General features: G+C 43.4%; 14 protein-coding genes. 4 read left to right on the top strand and 10 right to left on the bottom strand.

What is annotated here, in order from left to right; all coding sequences use genetic code 11:
- The first annotated feature begins 37 nt into the window (after positions 1–37).
- Positions 38–922 (top strand): DMT family transporter, encoded by an 885-nt coding sequence (locus ACH2DQ_RS14830; protein ID WP_394910965.1) that lies wholly within the window; start codon positions 38–40, stop codon positions 920–922.
- Positions 923–933: 11 nt separating this feature from the next.
- Here ACH2DQ_RS14830 and ACH2DQ_RS14825 read toward each other — a convergent pair whose 3' ends face one another.
- Positions 934–3,177 carry an EAL domain-containing protein gene (locus ACH2DQ_RS14825; protein WP_394910964.1) on the bottom strand — a complete coding sequence of 748 codons (2,244 nt, stop codon included), beginning with the start codon at positions 3,175–3,177 and terminating at the stop codon, positions 934–936.
- Between the two features lie 488 nt (positions 3,178–3,665).
- On the opposite strand from ACH2DQ_RS14825, the gene ACH2DQ_RS14820 reads away from it, so the two are divergent.
- Positions 3,666–3,755: a DUF6783 domain-containing protein gene (locus tag ACH2DQ_RS14820; RefSeq protein WP_394911156.1), complete on the top strand. Its 90-nt coding sequence runs from the start codon at positions 3,666–3,668 to the stop codon at positions 3,753–3,755.
- A gap of 15 nt (positions 3,756–3,770) precedes the next feature.
- Positions 3,771–3,935, top strand: a complete 165-nt coding sequence (locus tag ACH2DQ_RS14815) for a hypothetical protein (protein ID WP_394910963.1) — start codon at positions 3,771–3,773, stop codon at positions 3,933–3,935.
- A 42-nt stretch (positions 3,936–3,977) separates the two neighbouring features.
- On the opposite strand, the gene ACH2DQ_RS14810 is transcribed toward ACH2DQ_RS14815, so the two are convergent.
- From ACH2DQ_RS14810 to ACH2DQ_RS14770, 9 genes are all read right to left on the bottom strand, one after another.
- Positions 3,978–4,931: a carbohydrate kinase family protein gene (locus tag ACH2DQ_RS14810; protein WP_394910962.1), complete on the bottom strand. Its 954-nt coding sequence runs from the start codon at positions 4,929–4,931 to the stop codon at positions 3,978–3,980.
- Positions 4,932–4,996: 65 nt separating this feature from the next.
- Positions 4,997–6,274, bottom strand: a complete 1,278-nt coding sequence (locus ACH2DQ_RS14805; RefSeq protein WP_394910961.1) for a serine dehydratase subunit alpha family protein — start codon at positions 6,272–6,274, stop codon at positions 4,997–4,999.
- A gap of 38 nt (positions 6,275–6,312) precedes the next feature.
- Entirely contained in the window at positions 6,313–6,984 is a 672-nt protein-coding gene (locus tag ACH2DQ_RS14800) for a PIG-L deacetylase family protein (RefSeq protein ID WP_394910960.1), read from the bottom strand.
- 99 nt (positions 6,985–7,083) lie between these two features.
- On the bottom strand, positions 7,084–7,899 hold the full coding sequence (locus tag ACH2DQ_RS14795) for a carbohydrate ABC transporter permease (protein ID WP_394910959.1): 816 nt from the start codon (positions 7,897–7,899) through the stop codon (positions 7,084–7,086).
- A gap of 44 nt (positions 7,900–7,943) precedes the next feature.
- Positions 7,944–8,852 (bottom strand): carbohydrate ABC transporter permease, encoded by a 909-nt coding sequence (locus ACH2DQ_RS14790; RefSeq protein WP_394910958.1) that lies wholly within the window; start codon positions 8,850–8,852, stop codon positions 7,944–7,946.
- A 63-nt stretch (positions 8,853–8,915) separates the two neighbouring features.
- Positions 8,916–10,247 carry an ABC transporter substrate-binding protein gene (locus ACH2DQ_RS14785; protein WP_394910957.1) on the bottom strand — a complete coding sequence of 444 codons (1,332 nt, stop codon included), beginning with the start codon at positions 10,245–10,247 and terminating at the stop codon, positions 8,916–8,918.
- A complete protein-coding gene (locus ACH2DQ_RS14780) occupies positions 10,244–11,239 on the bottom strand; it encodes a LacI family DNA-binding transcriptional regulator (RefSeq protein ID WP_394910956.1) in 996 nt (331 codons plus the stop codon). The genes ACH2DQ_RS14785 and ACH2DQ_RS14780 overlap by 4 nt, the downstream gene beginning before the upstream one ends.
- Before the next feature lie 342 nt (positions 11,240–11,581).
- A complete protein-coding gene (locus tag ACH2DQ_RS14775; protein WP_394910955.1) occupies positions 11,582–13,678 on the bottom strand; it encodes an EAL domain-containing protein in 2,097 nt (698 codons plus the stop codon).
- Between the two features lie 277 nt (positions 13,679–13,955).
- Positions 13,956–15,749, bottom strand: coding sequence for an L-fucose isomerase (locus ACH2DQ_RS14770; RefSeq protein WP_394910954.1), 1,794 nt, complete (start codon positions 15,747–15,749; stop codon positions 13,956–13,958).
- A gap of 238 nt (positions 15,750–15,987) precedes the next feature.
- On the opposite strand from ACH2DQ_RS14770, the gene ACH2DQ_RS14765 reads away from it, so the two are divergent.
- Positions 15,988–16,926, top strand: coding sequence for a helix-turn-helix domain-containing protein (locus tag ACH2DQ_RS14765; protein ID WP_394910953.1), 939 nt, complete (start codon positions 15,988–15,990; stop codon positions 16,924–16,926).
- Positions 16,927–17,008: the final 82 nt, after the last annotated feature.

Raw genomic sequence — 17,008 nt, 5'->3', positions numbered from 1 at the left:
TTCTATACTACATAAGACAACGAAGGAGCTAAATCTCATGACGAATCCGGATCAAAAAAAGGCCGGCCACATATTGGCACTGCTTACCATCATTGTATGGGGCACCACTTTTATTGCAACTAAAATCTTGTTGGATTATTTCAGCGCTACACAGATAATGGTACTCCGCTTTTTTATTTCATATATCGGACTGCTTCTGATCTGTGTCATGAACCGGCAATTTACACTGAAGCACAACTGGAGAGATGAAGCCGGAATCTTCCTGCTTTCCATGTCCGGTGTGACGATATACTACTTTTTCGAAAATACTGCACTTTCCTTTACCCAGGCATCCAATGTCAGTATTTTAGTTGCCTTCGCCCCCATATTCACCGCAATCCTGGCACATTTTTTTACCAAAGATGAAAAATTAAAAAAGAATATTATCTTTGGTTTTATCATAGCAATCATTGGCGTAGTCATGGTTGTGTTTAATGGGGCTGTGGTTCTGAAATTGAATCCGCTTGGTGATGGCATGGCAATTCTGGCAGCTCTTTGCTGGGCAGTTTACTCCATACTTCTAAAAAAGTATATCAATAAATACGATAATTTTGCTCTGACCAGTAAAGTGATATTCTATGGCTTTGCCAGCTCCTATATCATGATGGTGGTATCAGAAAAACGCCTCCTGCCCCCCGCAGCAATTAATACAGAGATTGTTATCTGCCTGCTGTTTCTGGGAATACTGGGAAGCGCCATCTGTTATATAACCTGGAATGTTGCCATTAAAAAGATCGGTATTATTAAAACTAATAATTATATCTACTTAAATCCGTTTATCACGATGGTTGCCGCCTTTTTCATCCTGAAAGAACAGATCACACCTACCGGATTGCTGGGCGCACTGCTTATTGTAGGAGGCGTTATACTCTCCGAGCGCTGATACCATGTTGCTTATTTACATCCCGTTTCCAGGCTGTTCCGCCTTAAAAGATTTTCATAATCTGCCTGGGGTATTGGTCTGGAGCAATAGTATCCCTGAATATAATCACAGGAAATGCTTTCCAGAAATTTATACTGTTCCTTAGTTTCCACCCCTTCGGCAACTACTTTAATACCCAGTTCCCGCGCCAAAGCGATTACACTGGTTATGATCTTCTTGCTTCTGGAATTATTTTCGTAATCGTCGATAAGCGTTTTATCCATTTTCAGAAGGTCAATAGGGATATTCTTAAGGGTATTTAAGGAGGAATAGCCGGATCCAAAGTCATCCATTAAAATGTGAATTCCACTCTGATGGAATTTTTCAAGAATTCCTACCAGAATTTCTTCATTATCCAATAAGACGGTTTCCGTAAGCTCCAGTTCAATCAGATGTACCGGTACCTTATATTTATTTATTATATTCAGATACGTATCCACAAAGTCCTGGCGGTACAGATGAAGCCTCGACACATTCACGGAAATGGGCGCCACCTCATAGCCATCCTCCAGCCATTTTTTAATCTGCCTGCAGACCTCTTCAAAAATATACTGGTCAAGCTGTACAATGGTACCATTATTTTCAAAAACAGGTACAAACTCACCCGGTGTGACTAGGCCCTTTTCCGGGCTCTGCCACCTGACCAATGCTTCTGCACCGTCATAGCACTGCTTTTCAATGTCGAACTTCGGCTGATAATAAATAATAAACTCCCGTTTTTCCAGTGCTGTTTCAAAGTGGTCTTCAATATCCTTGGTTCGGATCTTTCGGTCCCGCATCGTATCATCATAATAACAGCATACCTGAAGCAGTTCCCCTTCAGGACGGTTCAGCGCCATCTTGGCTCTGTCCACCATGGTATCAATTTCATCTACCCCCGGTTCAATCTGATAAATCCCGGCTGTTGCTTTAATCTCATAATGCTTTCCGCCAAAATCCGTCCGGCTTTGCAGATGGGCAATGATATCTTCCACACGGCCCTTAAGCTCTCTTTTGTCCTTTTCCTGAAGCAGCGCCACAAAATGATCGGCAAGCATTCTTGCAAATGCTTCTTTATCTCTCAGGTGTTCCTGAATAACCCCGGCTACATAGGTGAGTGCCCGGTCTCCTTCCGCATATCCAAACAGATCATTTATGTACTGGAATTTATGAATATTAAAACAAACCACCACATATTTCAAATCATGGTTATCTTCCAGAATCTGCTTAGCCTCCACCTTAAACTTATTAAAATTAGTCATACCGGTTGCTTCATCCGTAAAAGCTATTTTCTCAAGGTCTTTTCTGCTGACCTGTCGGATACGGTTGATCTGTAGAATCAGTATGATAATCAGACAGGAACAGAAGAATATAAACAAATATGCCAGGGTTAAGATTTCACCCATACTCTGTTTGATAACTTTTCCCGGAACAACCGTCAGTAAGAACCATTGGTTAACTGATAATGGCTGATAATACATGTAGTATTCCATCTCGTCCCGAAAAACTACATACCCATTATCGCCCTTGCTTACCCCTCTCTTCAGTTCTTTTACAGCACTTTCGTTTTTTCCCGACCGTTCCTGCATAAAACTGTAAATATTATCAAACTGCTTTTCTTCATGGCTTGCCCCTTCTCCTACAATATAATCGCCGTTTCCTTTGATTATATAGCTGTAGCCTTCCCCCGAATAGATTGTTTCAGCCAGGGCGCTTTTAAAATTACTGGTTTCAAGCGTCGCAAAAAGAACACAGCGGAATCCATCCCGAAAATTAACCGGAGCACTGTAAACATTGATCTTATCTCCGCCTTCCACATCCTTTAAGGTATCCGACATCATAACGCTTCCATCCATTGATCTTTTAAAGTAATCCCGTCCATCCAGATCCATCACAACACCATCAGTGGTATATGCAGCTCCATCCGGCATAATAATGCCCATTCTTTTAAAGTCATTGGATTCATCTACCGGTTTTATTTCCTCAATTAATTCATTTACTTCACAAGTATCATGCTGCCCCAGCAAGATTGCCAGATTACTGATGATATCTTTCCCTTTTTCTGCTTCCCGCTGAAATACTTTCGCACTCTGATTTGAGATTTCTGCCAGATTACTCAGCACTTTTTTCTGGGAACTATTATAAAAGAGCTTTGCAAACAGGATACCTGCAGCCGCGATTACCAAAATAATCAATACAATGTCAAGAATTCGACGATTACGTAATCTCTTCTCCATCTCTTCCTCTCTTCCCGTTCCTTTACTGACTTTCATTTCTCCGTATTTATAATATATTTATTATATATCACCCTACTGGCTTGTGCAATAAATTAATCAAAAACATTCCCATGCCTCTAACTAACCCGCATTTAGCATTGAACTTTTCCAGGATTGCTCGTATCCTGCTATATGATCTCTTGAACTTTCCCGGGATTGCTCGTATCCCGCAATCTTTACTCTAGAACTTTCCCTGATTGCTGATATCCCGCAATCTTTACTCTTGAACTTTCCCTGATTGCTCGTATCCCGCAATCTTTACTCTTGAACTTTCCCGGGATTGCTCGTATCCCGGAAATTATCACTTGAACTTTCCTCTGGAAGTGCTATATTTAATTTAGAGCCTGTTTAAAAATTGTTTCCTGACTGCTGTGCGGCACGGCACACTTTATAGGAATTCGTTCCAAAAAGGGGCATAGCGGGCTGCTCAGCCTGAACTTGGAGCCGGTATACCAAAGCGGGGCGTGCAAATGGCAGGAATGAATTTTCAAACAGGCTCTGCAGCACATAGGATTATTGGGGATTTATATGTATCATGAAAGGAGAAGGAATCTATGACACAATTGAATTTTGAAAGCAAAGAAACCGAAGAGTATTATAAGAAAATGCGCAGGACCCTTGGCATCAGCCATCCAAGCCAGTGGAATCACAATCCCTGTATTACAAGAGAAGACGTGGATAATTATGTAAAGGATGCCCAGAATATACTGGCATGCTGACAGAAAACGGATGATGAGGGGAAACCTTCATCATCCGTCTTTTTAAAGTCTGTTTGAAAATTGCTTCTTTACAGGCTCTTTAGTCTGTAACTTACCGTAAATCTTTTTAAATTCTGCTCTCAGATTGTCTTCATTCATTTCAGCCGCCAGGCAGCCTATTTTCGTTACCGCATTTCCTCCGGTAATATTACCATAGCAAATACACTCTATCACATTGCAATTATGATACAGCCCATACATAAAACCGGCTGCAAATGCATCACCGGCACCGGTTGAATCCACATGCTCTGCCGGAGACGCCGGTATTCGGATCTCATTTCCATGATCCAGGAGAAGACATCCCTGATGTCCGGTTTTAATAATTGCCGTGTTCAGATATTTAGACAGCTCTCTCAGCGCATCCCCGGAATTTTCTGTACCTGTAATTTTCATTGCTTCACACTCATTGGGAATAAAATAATCAACATATGGAAAAATCTCATGGTACCATTCCAGGCTGAGAGCGTCACTCCATGCTGAATCCATTACAACGATGCATCCGGCATCCTTCAGCCGCCGGCACAGGTGTCTTTGTTCAATGGTTACGTAAGCAATTTTTCGCCCACGATAGAACTGATAAAGCTGCTGCTCATCTACCGCAAAACATTCCTCCCTGGGTTTATATGAGATAATCCCCCGGTCTTCCCTGCAGGAAACGATGCAGCTCAGTGTAACCGGATCGGGTTCACGGCTTGCCAGCATGTTCTTATATTCCACCCGGTTCTTCTTAAGCTCCTGAGCCAGAAACCGGCTCAGCGGTCCGGTGCCCACATAAGTTGCCAGCTCCACCGGCACTCCCAGCCTCGCCAGCTGAATCAGCGTAGCAACCGGGCCTCCGCCTAACTGCCTGGAACAGCTTTCACTGTAAATTTCCTCTCCAAGTCCGGGCATTCTGGGTGAATTTCCAAAAATAAAATCGATATTTGCAATGCCAAATCCTGCCACACCTTTCTTCATAACCATCCCCCCTGTCTTGCACAGATTATTTGAATACGATCAGCCGGTCTCATCTTGTCTCCTCTCTATTGCGCCATCATAATTTCCAGTATTTTATGGTCGGTATCCTGCATTCCTTCTCTTCCTACACGGCTTACATAGGCAATGGTCGTTTCCAGATCCTTCCCTACAATTCCTTCTCCCTCCCGGAAACGGCATCCGTCTTTCGCCATTTCATATCCCAGCAGTCCTGCCTGGACACCTGCAGCTATCTTTGCAGCACAGGATGGCTTCGCCCCATCACAGATCACGCCGGAAACGGCTGCCAATGTATTGGTAATCGTATCTTCTATCACCGGAAACGGCGCATAATCCAGATAGGCAATCCCGCAGGCTGCAGCACATCCCGCGCTGACTGCACCGCAGTAAGCAGATAATTTACCAATCCCTGATTTCAGGCGGATAGAGACCAGATTGGCAAATGCCAGTGCCCGGTAAAGCGCATCTTCGGAAGCACCGGTCTCCCGTCCATAGAGAACAACCGGAACCGATACCGTAATGCCCTGGTTCCCGCTTCCGGAATTTACAACCACGGGAAGGCTGCAGCCGCTCATCCTGGCATCGCTTCCTGCCGCGGCATAACCCGCCAGTACCCCATAGCGGTTTCCTCTTTCCAGTTCCACCAGGTGCCGCCCCACACTGGCTCCATAATTTTCTTTGATTCCTTCCTCTGCAATTTTCACATTGTAACGGATCTGAGGCTCCAGTATGGGGATCAGTTCTTCTAAGGATACTGCCTGGGCAAATTCATAAATGTCCCGCATTTTTAAGGCATCTGCATTTTTCACCTCTGCTCCCAGACATTCTTTTTGACGGTATTCCCGGGTAAGATCCTTTCCATTACGCACCACCCTGGTAATGTTCATATGGCTTTTTTGTATTTCAGCCTCAGACCAGTTATCGCCGTTTGTAAGGCGCACTCTAATGTACAGGGGCTCATCCGTCTCAGCCAGAGACAGCGTACAGCGGTCTTTCTCCTCCAGCATGGCGCGCACCCGGTCTGTCTCTTCTTTGGTCAGTGTGCTTAACACCTCCAGTTTCCTGTCGGGAGAACCCCCGGCAATACCGCAGAGCGCTGCGGCAGCTACGCCTTTTAGTCCCCCTGTATTGGGAATAGATACGCTCTTTACATTCTTCAGCATATTACCGCTGACCTGGATATCCATGTGCTGAAAACTACACCCCAATGCTTCTTTTGCGCATGCCGCCGCCAGAGCCACAGCACCTGGTTCCGTACATCCCAGCGCCGGAACAATTTCTTCCCTCAGAAGCTGAAGACAGGTGCCTAATTCGATTTTTTTCATTTCTAAAAACCTTCTTTCGCAAATTTCTTTTGAGCGTCTTAAAACTGCTTTCTGATCAAGCCTGTGATACTGTCTAAAGTTATGCTCTGCTCCAGATAAAGCCCTTCCGCCCAATCACATCCTGCGCATACTCCATATTCTTTTGCCATCTGCATTGCATATGGCAGAATATTTTGTGAACGATGGGCACTGCAGGCTGCTTCCTTCACATCCAGTACATCTGAAATGTCCACATATACATCCGGTCTTCTTTTATTCGTCCTCCTGTCTGCACTAAAATACAAGACAGCCTCATAATGCCAGTCGGTTCCATCCTGGGAATGTTTTTTAAGTCCTGCGGTGAAGCAGGCTGCTTTGGTTATCCTGGATACCGCCACATGATCAGGATGGTAATCATCCTCATGAAGAGTTAAAACATAACGTGGAGCGCATGTCCTCAGATGGGGGATCAAAGCCTTTATGGCAGTTTGCCCAAACTCCACCCCCGCATCCGGGAAGTCCAGCATGGCGAAATAATCCAGCCCCAGAACAGAGGCTGCCTTTTCTGCTTCCGCTTCCCGGGTGCTCTGCTCTGCATAACCACCGGATTCTCCCCTGGTCATGATCACAAGTCCTGTGGTACATCCCTCTCTTTTTGCCTTGGCAAAGATTCCTCCGGCGCACACCTCCAGATCATCGGGATGTGCGCAGACTGCTAACAAATCAATCATATTTATACCCCCTCAGTAGCGCAAGCTTGCTTGTGCTATTTCTTAATTATGAACAAGGTTAATTTTTACCTGCTTAACACAAATTTCAAGTTCCAGATGTTATTGCTTCACTCCTGTCGCCGCTATTCCTTCCACAAACTGCTTCTGGAACAAAAAGAATATCAGAATCATAGGCAGAATTGCGATGATTCCCCCTGCCATTACCTGGGGATAATACGTTGTGTGTTCTCCAATCAGCATGGCAAGACCAGCGGAAAGTGTCATTTTTTCCATTGCATTATTAACAATAAGCGGCCACATCAGATCTTTAAACGTAGAGATGGCTGTTAATATTGCCAGAGAAGAAAGTGCCGGCTTGATTAACGGGAGCAAAATTTTATAGTAAATCTGAAAATAACCGCAGCCATCCAATTTAGCGGCTTCATCCAGAGATCCCGGCAGCCCCTTAAAAAACTCACGCAGCATAAATGTTCCAAATGCGCTGAATACTTTGGGAATCCACAAAGCCGTCACCGTATCCGCAAGCCCCAGCTTCACCATAATATCGTAATTTGGAACCAGGAAGATCTGACCCGGTACCATGAGCAGTGCCAGTAACAGGATAAAAATGGCGTCCCTTCCCGGAAACTCCAGCCTTGCAAAAGCGTACGCCGCCATAGAACAAATCGTCAATTCAATTACAATCGTAAAAAACAGAACCACAAAAGTATTTCGGTAAAAATCTAAAAACGGAAATTTATGAACCACCTCTCCATAACTCTCCAGTGTAAATATCTCCGGAAAAATAGTCGGCGGGATCTGAATACTCTCTTCATATGTCTTAAACGATGTTAATATCATCCACAAAAACGGTCCTACTGTAATAACCACACACAGAACCAGAAGCAGATGTAACGGCCATTTTCTACTTTTCATGCCGTATTACCCCTTTCCATACATTCAATTAATCCAGAAAAATGTCAGTCATCGTAAAATACCATTTTTTTCTGGCATACCAGCTGTATTGCCGTTATCACCAGAATCAGAAGGAACAGCATCAGGCTGACCGCAGCGCCATAACCCTTATGAAACTTTACAAATGACTGCTCAAAAAAGTACGTCACAAGAGACCTGGATGCTTCTGTTCCACTGCTTCCCTGGGGTATCATCAGGTAGATGAAGTCAAAAATCTGAAATACATTGATCATGGTGGTGACGCAGACGAAGAAAATAGACGGTGACAAAAGCGGCAGGGTAATTTTTAAAAACCGCTTTACTCCATTTGCCCCATCGATACGTGCCGCCTCCTGGTAACAGCCCGGGATGCCCTGTAGCCCTGCAAGCAGAATGATCACCTGGTAAGCAACACTTGCCCATATAAACACTACTGAGATTGAAATCAATACAACACCGGAGTCCGACAGCCAGGCAACCGGTCCGATTCCCACTGCCCCAAGTATTTCATTGATCAGTCCAAATTTATAATTCAGCAGCCATTTCCATAAAAGTCCAATTGCCGCCGGCAGCGTAACCGCCGGCAGAAACAGACAGACTCTGTACAACCCGATACCTTTCACTTTTGTATTTAACAAAACAGCCAGCAAAACGGACAATACTACCACCAGAGGCACACAGATTACCACGTAGAGCAGTGTATTCAGGAGTGCCCTGTAAAAATCCGCATCCTGGAATAGCTGTATGTAATTCTGTAATCCGATAAATTTAGGCACACCGAAGCTGGATTTATTTGTAAAGCTATAATAAATATTCTGAAAGAAGGCCCCGATAAAGAATACAGCCACTCCCGCCATCAACGGCAAAATCATCAGGTATCCTGCTATAATTTCCTTGCGTTTTCCTTTCCTTTTGATACTTTTATATGTCTTCATGCATTTCCCCCAACCTGATCCGGGGCGGCATAAGGGCTATTGCCCAACCGCCCCAAAACTAATTTATGATTCGCTGTCCAAAGCCTTCTGGGTAACTTCCTGCATCTGCTGGCATCCTTCCTGCGGTGTAAGTTCTTTTGCAAATATTTTTGCTGAAATTTCATTTACAGAAGGCAGCCAATCCGCCACACTTGGTGATGTAGGGAATAGTTCACCATTCTTTGCAGCTTCAAAGAATACATTTGCATCTACATGTTTAAAATTTGGTGTATAGTATTTCTGGGCACTGATTAGAGCGGGCATATCAATTTTTGCCTCTGCCTGCATTTTATTAGACTCTTCTCCCGAGAGATATTTAATCAGTTCCCATGCCGCATCTTTTTCTTTGCTGGCTGCATTCATGGCAAATCCCAACCCGCCAATTACACTGTGGTTGTTTTCGTCTTTTTTTGGCATGGAAATCGTTCCAATATCGGATGCAAAACTGGATTCATCCAGTACGGCTGCCTTCCAAGATCCCATAAAAAGGATAGCTCCCTTTTGAGACAAAAACAGATCTGTACCTTTCGTATCAGAAAGCACTTCACTGCCCGGCATTAACTGCTGATCCATCAGATCTATGATATCCTGATATGCTTTTATCGTTTCCGCCTGGTCAAATCCGGCTGTTTTATTATCTTCACTCAGCACATATCCTCCGTTTTGGGCAATAAAGTTAAAGAACGAGGGCTGGGGATCTAATTCCATTAAGATCGGGTATTCATCAGAGCCCTGTTTAGTAATCTGACTCTTCAGCTGTTCAGCTGCTGCCCTCATATCATCCCAGGTCCAGCCTTCCTTTGGCTGCTCCACTTTATATTTATCAAAAATAGATTTATTGTAGAATACCTGAACGGTATCCATCCCCTTTGGCATACAATACTGCATTTCATTATAATTGTAAGCTCGGGCTACCACATCTACATAGTCACTCAGCTGAATTGTGTCTTTCTCAATATAGCTGTCCAGCGGTTCCAGAACCCCCGCCTCTGCATATTTCGGCAGATAAGTATTCATCCAGAAGACATCTGCCGCGCTGTCCGCACCCATGGCTGCATCCAGCTTCGTCCAATACTGAGACCATGGGGTCAGCTGCACATCCACATGAATATCCGGATGCTCCTCCTCAAACTTAGCAACAATTTCATCAAACACCGGTTTTTGCACTTCGTCCCAGAGTGAAAACGAAATATTGACTTTTCCCGCTTCCTTGCTGTCCGCTTCAGATGTTCCGTTTTCTGATTTAGGGGTACTATTGTTTCCGCCCGTTCCGGTGCTGCCGCCGCATCCTGCCAGCATAACTGCCCCCGCCATTACCGCCGCCATTGTAAACCCTAATACTTTCTTTTTGTTCATTTTCCTTCCTCCGTTTTCTTTCTGTTTTCTCTGCAGGTTCCCCTCTTAAATATTTTATATGGAATTGTAATCTCCACATTTTCTTCTTTTTCCAGATCCAAAAAGGTGTTCAGCGTAAGTTCAACCATCTTCTTAATGGGCTGGGCAATGGTACAAAGCTTGGGCGCTATATGCTCTGACATACTGATTCCGTCAAATCCCAGTACCGAAATATGTTCCGGCACATACAGACCATTTTCATAAAGTGCACTGATTGCTCCCATTGCTGCTTCATCGCTGAAAGCAAATACAGCGCTAAATGACAATCCCTTCTGCAATGCCTGCCTGGTAAGCCAGTATCCATTTTCATAAGTAAGATCCCCATACTTTGCGAGCGCCTCCTCAAATGGCACCCCAAACTCTTCATAAGCCCGTTTACACCCTGTAATTCTCTGAAATCCTGAGCTGATGCTTTTGGGATAATCAGATAGAATCAGTATTTTCTCATGTCTTAATTCCAGCAGATATTTTGCCCCCTCATACGCTGCCGACAAATCATTTATATGTATCATTTTGCACCGGACATCCGAGCTGATCCCCCCAAACATCACCATTTTAATATTCTTAGCAGCGATGTAGTTCATCATACTGCTGTTCATATTCTCTTCCAGATAGATAACCCCTGTGATATTCAATTCCCGGAAAAACAGTTTATAACTTTCATCATCCGGTGATGTGGGAATAAACACCAGCCGATAACGGTATCTGGGTGCCGCTTCCAGTATCTCCTTTAAAACTTCACTAAAATATGCCAGCTTCAGATCCGGAATTAAAACAGCAATAACCCCCGGGTCTATATGTTTGTGAACCGGTACATAATCCAGCTCTTTTACGGCTTCCTCGATTCTTCTCGCCGCATCATCCGAAACAACATTTGTTCCATGAAAATATCGTGATACAGTCGCCGGTGATACCCCAGCCGCACGAGCAACTTCCCGTATTGTTGACCCCATTTCATCACCACCCGTTCTTTTTTATTTGTATAAATAGCACAATTTTTATTAATATTTTTCTTTTTTTATGATAAATACATTATATATTACCGTAAAAGGACCGTCAATATTGTTTCATATGTTTCATAATCCTTTCATATGTTTCATTTTTTTCATAGATATATACAACTTTTTAGACTATTCAGTCAGCTTTTAGGATCCCCGCAAAAACATTGGTACTGCAGGCACTATATTTCGGGGTCAAGCAAACTTTATAAAAAGCTTTTCAAGAGAAGGGAGCGAGCCAGGAGGAACATTATGAAAGCTTAACGAAAAAAAGATGAGAGAAAGGGGATACCCTTTCTACTCATCCTTTTTACAATTCAAATATTCCAGAAACAGTTCCAGCTGTTCCGCCTTTCCGTACAAATATCCCTGGTATATATCACATCCCAGCCGCGCCAGTACATCCCGCTGCTCTTCCGTCTCCACGAACTCCGCTACCACTTTAAAGTGCAGAGACTCCGCCAGCTGCATTATGCCAAGCACAATATTTTCTGAACGTTTATTCATCAGCTGCTTTACAAGACTTCCATCCAGCTTTACCTCTTCAAAAACATTCTGCTGCAGGTAAGTCAAAGAGCTGTGCCCCATTCCAAAATCATCCATACTGATCTGAATTCCCATCTTACGCAGCTGCTCGATCCGATTGATGATGGCATCTGTTGTACTGAAAAGTGCCCGCTCCGTAAGTTCGAATACCAGGATTACATTTCCAAAAGTGTACTTCCCAAGAATTTCCCTGACCCGGTCCACAAAGTCCTCTTCCTCCAACTGATAAGGAGACAAATTAACGGAAATATGTATGGGTTTGTCGTAAACCTTCTGAATCTCTTCTATGTTCCTGCACGCTTCTTCAATAATATAGTACCCCAGGGTGTTTAAATATCCCGATTGCGCCGCCAGAGATATGAGCAGCGGAGGTGAGATATAGCCCGCTACCGGATGCTTCCACCTAAGAAGCGCTTCCCCGCCATAGACAGATCCGTCCCGGTGCACCTGAACCTGGTAAAACAGCTCCAGATGCTTTCGTTTCATAGCATTATTCAAATCCACAGCCAGGGTCTTGGCAGCATAATTGTATTCATACGAGTTATCCAGAAAGGAAGGAATTCTGCCCTTTTCTTCACCCGTCTGCATATCCTTCTGAATCATTAATACCTCATGTGTGAAATCTTCCGTCTGCTTCCTTTCACTTCGTTTCACGAATGGGATATAGATAAATACCCCCATTGCAATATTAAAAAGCTGCAAAAGGCTTCCTGCAACAGAGCCTGTAGCCGTATACCCGCTCAAAATTACCGGAGAAGTCCATTCAACCGAATTCGTTACCAGTGGAACCAGACCCAATGTCATGGCTGAGCTGCTGACAATGGCCATAACAATTGGCGTTAAGATAAATGGAACAATCATTATGGGATTAAATATAACAGGAAAGCCAAACACAACTATCTCGCTGATATTAAACAGCACAGGCACGCAGGAAAATTGTGCAAGCCGCTTATTGTGGCTCTTCTTTGCAGCCACAAACAGGGCAATAATCAGGCAAAGCGCTGTACCGCAGCCGCCAATAAAAACAAATACATCCAGAAATGTTTTGGAATAGATCTCGGTGGGCTGGCTTCCGGACGCAATTAAAGCCTGATTCACATCGATACCCTGCTCAAAAAGCCGCTTCGCCACCGCATCCAGGGTATTCGTCCCATGTATGCCAAAAAACCACAGCAGATGAGAAAAGAAAATATACAAAACCACCCCCAGTATATTTCCACCAATCTTTTCAAACAGTTTCAGGAACAGATAGGAACCAAAGTTCATAATATTCCCATCCCCCATCACTGCCCGCAGTCCAATTCCAAGGATAGTAAACAGTATAATAATTCCAACCGTAGGCAGCAGACTCCGCATTGCCTGGTTAAAAATGTAATCCGCACCAATTGTATGTAGTTTTTCAAATTTATTGTAAAATTTCATCCCCTGGCGAAACATGGCACAGGACAACACCGTAATAAACATTGCTGTAAAAACCCATTCCGCTCCAAAAATATACTCCGTCTGGTTTTGCAGCCCGCCCAGAAAAGCCAGATAGGAACAGATCGCAATAGTGGGATAGAAATTCAGATCCTCTTTTCCCACCAGTTTTCCAATAGAGATGCTTATGGTAAAAATGAGGATCAAAGCTAACGATCCCAGCGTAAGATTATAGATAATTGTAAAAAATTCCGAGAGTTTTCCGCCTAGTAATCCATGGACAACATTCTGGTATGCCTGCCACGGAAAAGTATTCAGCAAAAGGGCAAATGAACCGATCAGAAGGAACGGAATCGCCAGACTCAACCCCTGTTTCACTGCAAGTCCGTACAGGGTACTTTGTAATTTTAATTTCTTTTTCATCTTCATTCAATACAATCCTCTCTATAAAATCAAAACCTGGCTAGTAAATCATTGCTTAAATAATTCAGCGAAACACGCAGGATGAATTATTGTTCTGAGACTATACCTTTACTTTATGTTTGTTAGTATATCATAAAAAAACGCTGCCGCCTACGAATAAATCACAGAACAACAGCATCTTTTTTTCTATTTGCATCTCCCATACACTTAGCCATAAAACCACAAAAAGAACCATTGCACATTAGGTCATATGCAATGGTTCTAATATCATAATTACAAATTTTTATTTGTATAATGGTCCGTAAGCTGCACAAGCTCTGTAATCCTGACCTTCTTTATCCTGTCCGAATGCATTCCAGGAAGCTGGTCTGAAGATGTCTTCTTCCGGTACGTTATGCATAGCAACCGGAATTCTTAACATAGAGCACATTGTGATTAAGTCTGCTCCGATGTGTCCGTAGCTGATTGCACCGTGGTTAGCGCCCCAGTTATTCATTACATCGTAAGCTGTCTTAAATGCGCCTTCTCCGGTTGTTCTTGGTGCAAACCATGTACATGGCCATGTATAGTCTGTTCTCTTCCATAATTTATCAGATACTTCGTCCGGAAGTTTTACAGTATGTCCTTCAGCGATCTGAAGAACCGGTCCTAAGCCTTTTACCAGATTCAGACGGATCATGGTTACCGGCATCTCAGCTTCTGTTAAGAAACGGGATGAGAATCCGCCTCCTCTGAAATATCCGTTATCAGCAGGATTCCAGGTAGTTGCATTCATGATTGCATCCTGATCTGCTTCTGTAACGTCATACCATGGCTTCATAACGCCATTGCCGTTTTCATCTTTTGCCTGTCCGTTTGCATCGAGGCAAGCTGCGCCAGAGTTGATTAAGTGGATAAATCCGCCTGCATCTTTCGCAACACCTTCAATATCATATCCGGTAGCTTTCTTAACTGCTTCCGGGCTCCAGTATGTACGAACATCTGCAAAGATCTGTGCTCTGTTGGTCAATAATTTCATGAACATCATGCCAAGACCGTTTAATACGTCATTTTCTGTAGCCAGGATATATGGCTCTCTTGCTCCATTCCAGTCAAAGGAAGTATTTAACATTGCTTCCGGGAAATCACAGTTTGGATAGAAATCTGTCCACTGTCTCTGTCCCTGGAATCCTGCTGCGATCGCATTGTGTCCGATTGCTTCTTCAGAGAATTTCGGATCCAGGTTCTTATTTCCATTCATTAAGTCTTTGATGATACACATCATCTTAACTACGAATTCAAAATCTTTTTCTTTCTGCTCGTCAGATACCTGTAATTCAGGTGGGTTCTTGTCGAATCCGATTTTGCATTTTTCTTTGGACCATGCAAGAGCTTTCTTGAATTCTGCTTCATCATAGATACCTTCTGTCATACGACGGATGATTTCTACTTCATCAACAGATTCCACTCTCATGCCTAAGTATTCTTCGATAAATGCAGGATCAATGATAGATCCGCCGATTCCCATACAGATGGAACCGATCTGTAAATAAGATTTTCCTCTCATGGAAGCTGCTGCTACAGCTGCACGGCCAAATCTTAATAATTTATCTTTTACATCACAAGGAATCTCTGTGTCGTCTGCATCACAAACGTCATGTCCGTAGATACCAAAAGCAGGAAGTCCTTTCTGAGCATGTGTAGCCAGAACGGATGCAAGGTAAACAGCACCTGGTCTCTCTGTACCATTGAATCCCCAAACACCCTTGATTGTGTTCTTGTCCATATCCATTGTCTCAGCACCATAGCACCAGCAAGGAGTAACTGTCAATGTGATATCAACGCCTTCTTTTCTGAACTTTTCAGCACAGGCTGCTGTCTCACCAACACGTCCGATTGTAGTATCTGCAATTACAACTTTAACCGGTTCACCATTTGAATATTTTAAATTCTCTTCGAATAATTTAGCTGCTGATTTCGCCATGTTCATAGTCTGCTCTTCCAAAGAACCTCTTACATCCAAAGCGCCTCTACGTCCGTCAATTGTTGGTCTGATTCCGATTACTGGGTATCCACCGATCAATCTGCTTTCTGCCATTTGAAATTACCTCCATTTTAATAAATTGTTTGGTTTGTTTATACACTTTACACAATGCGGTTTTATCCCGTCCGCATTTTATGTACTAAGTATACAACATATTTTTTCATTTTGCACGTAAAATTATGTTAGGATATGGACAATTTTTGTGATTTTTGTTATACTATATCATCAACACAAAAATGGAGTTAAACGTTTTAAAACAGAATTTGAAAGAACACGAGGTCAAACACATACTATGAAAGCATTCCATGAAGTCCGTTCCTATGATTCCGATTTTATGGTATGGCATTCATCCTATGAGAATATCAGCTTCCTGGCACACTGGCATCAGGAAATCGAATTTATTTATGTCCGCCAGGGCAGTGCCCATTTCAGCATCAATGATGATATTTTTACTGCCCACGCCGGTGACCTGGTCATTGTGGACACGGGTGATTTCCATTACAGTGACTCGTCAAATATGGAGAATGTCCTGGAATTCATTATCTTTGATCCTGGCATTATCAGTTCTCTTTATCACCACTCCCAGTTTTCCCACCCCTGCGTGACCAGAGAAATGCTGGAATCCTACGGCATGAATGAAACGCTGGTATCTCTGCTGGACCGGGTAGGCGTGGAACTTAAGAACAAGGAAGCTTATTACAAAGAGATCATTACAGCCGCCTTAAGGGAATTCTGGTATCTGCTGAAACGCAGACTGCCAAAGAATGACAGCGGCCTGCAGAGCACCAGTAAACGCATCAACATGCTATACGACATGCAGCAGCTCTTATCTTATATGGAAGAACACTATGCCGACAATATTACGCTGTCATTTGCCGCAAAGCAAATGAATTTCAGCGAAAGCCACTTTTCCAAAGTATTTAAAAAACTGATCGGGATTAATTTTGTCACCTATCTGAATATGGTACGCGTAGAGCACGCTGCCAACGAACTTAAAAATACCAGCAGCAAGGTCACAGACATTGCCATTGACTGCGGTTTTAATAACATTCGAACATTTAACCGGGTATTTAAGGAAATTACGGGCTGTACCCCAAGTGAATTTTTAAAACTGACAGATCCGGATTCCTATAATCTTACTTATTATAAGCGTAAATCCTCGGAACAGGAATTCGTAGAGAACGATTCCCTGACCGTTGTAAAAAATATACCATCGGAGGTACTGCCATGACCAACCCCATACTTTACCGTAAACGCCTGATCCCGGAGGAATGCGTCTTATTAAAAGATGATATCCTGCTCTACCGGGATGA

It is taken from the genome of Robinsoniella sp., assembly GCF_034124845.1.
This window is presented reverse-complemented; position numbering and strand designations above follow the sequence as displayed.

Bases quoted from the DNA above. Each gene is read 5' to 3' on its own strand.
- ACH2DQ_RS14830 (WP_394910965.1), top strand. From the start codon at position 38: ATGACGAATCCGGATCAAAAAAAGGCCGGCCACATATTGGCACTGCTT.
- ACH2DQ_RS14825 (WP_394910964.1), bottom strand. From the start codon at position 3,177: ATGGAGAAGAGATTACGTAATCGTCGAATTCTTGACATTGTATTGATT.
- ACH2DQ_RS14815 (WP_394910963.1), top strand. From the start codon at position 3,771: ATGACACAATTGAATTTTGAAAGCAAAGAAACCGAAGAGTATTATAAG.
- ACH2DQ_RS14810 (WP_394910962.1), bottom strand. From the start codon at position 4,931: ATGAAGAAAGGTGTGGCAGGATTTGGCATTGCAAATATCGATTTTATT.
- ACH2DQ_RS14805 (WP_394910961.1), bottom strand. From the start codon at position 6,274: ATGAAAAAAATCGAATTAGGCACCTGTCTTCAGCTTCTGAGGGAAGAA.
- ACH2DQ_RS14800 (WP_394910960.1), bottom strand. From the start codon at position 6,984: ATGATTGATTTGTTAGCAGTCTGCGCACATCCCGATGATCTGGAGGTG.
- ACH2DQ_RS14795 (WP_394910959.1), bottom strand. From the start codon at position 7,899: ATGAAAAGTAGAAAATGGCCGTTACATCTGCTTCTGGTTCTGTGTGTG.
- ACH2DQ_RS14790 (WP_394910958.1), bottom strand. From the start codon at position 8,852: ATGAAGACATATAAAAGTATCAAAAGGAAAGGAAAACGCAAGGAAATT.
- ACH2DQ_RS14785 (WP_394910957.1), bottom strand. From the start codon at position 10,247: ATGAACAAAAAGAAAGTATTAGGGTTTACAATGGCGGCGGTAATGGCG.
- ACH2DQ_RS14780 (WP_394910956.1), bottom strand. From the start codon at position 11,239: ATGGGGTCAACAATACGGGAAGTTGCTCGTGCGGCTGGGGTATCACCG.
- ACH2DQ_RS14775 (WP_394910955.1), bottom strand. From the start codon at position 13,678: ATGAAGATGAAAAAGAAATTAAAATTACAAAGTACCCTGTACGGACTT.
- ACH2DQ_RS14770 (WP_394910954.1), bottom strand. From the start codon at position 15,749: ATGGCAGAAAGCAGATTGATCGGTGGATACCCAGTAATCGGAATCAGA.
- ACH2DQ_RS14765 (WP_394910953.1), top strand. From the start codon at position 15,988: ATGAAAGCATTCCATGAAGTCCGTTCCTATGATTCCGATTTTATGGTA.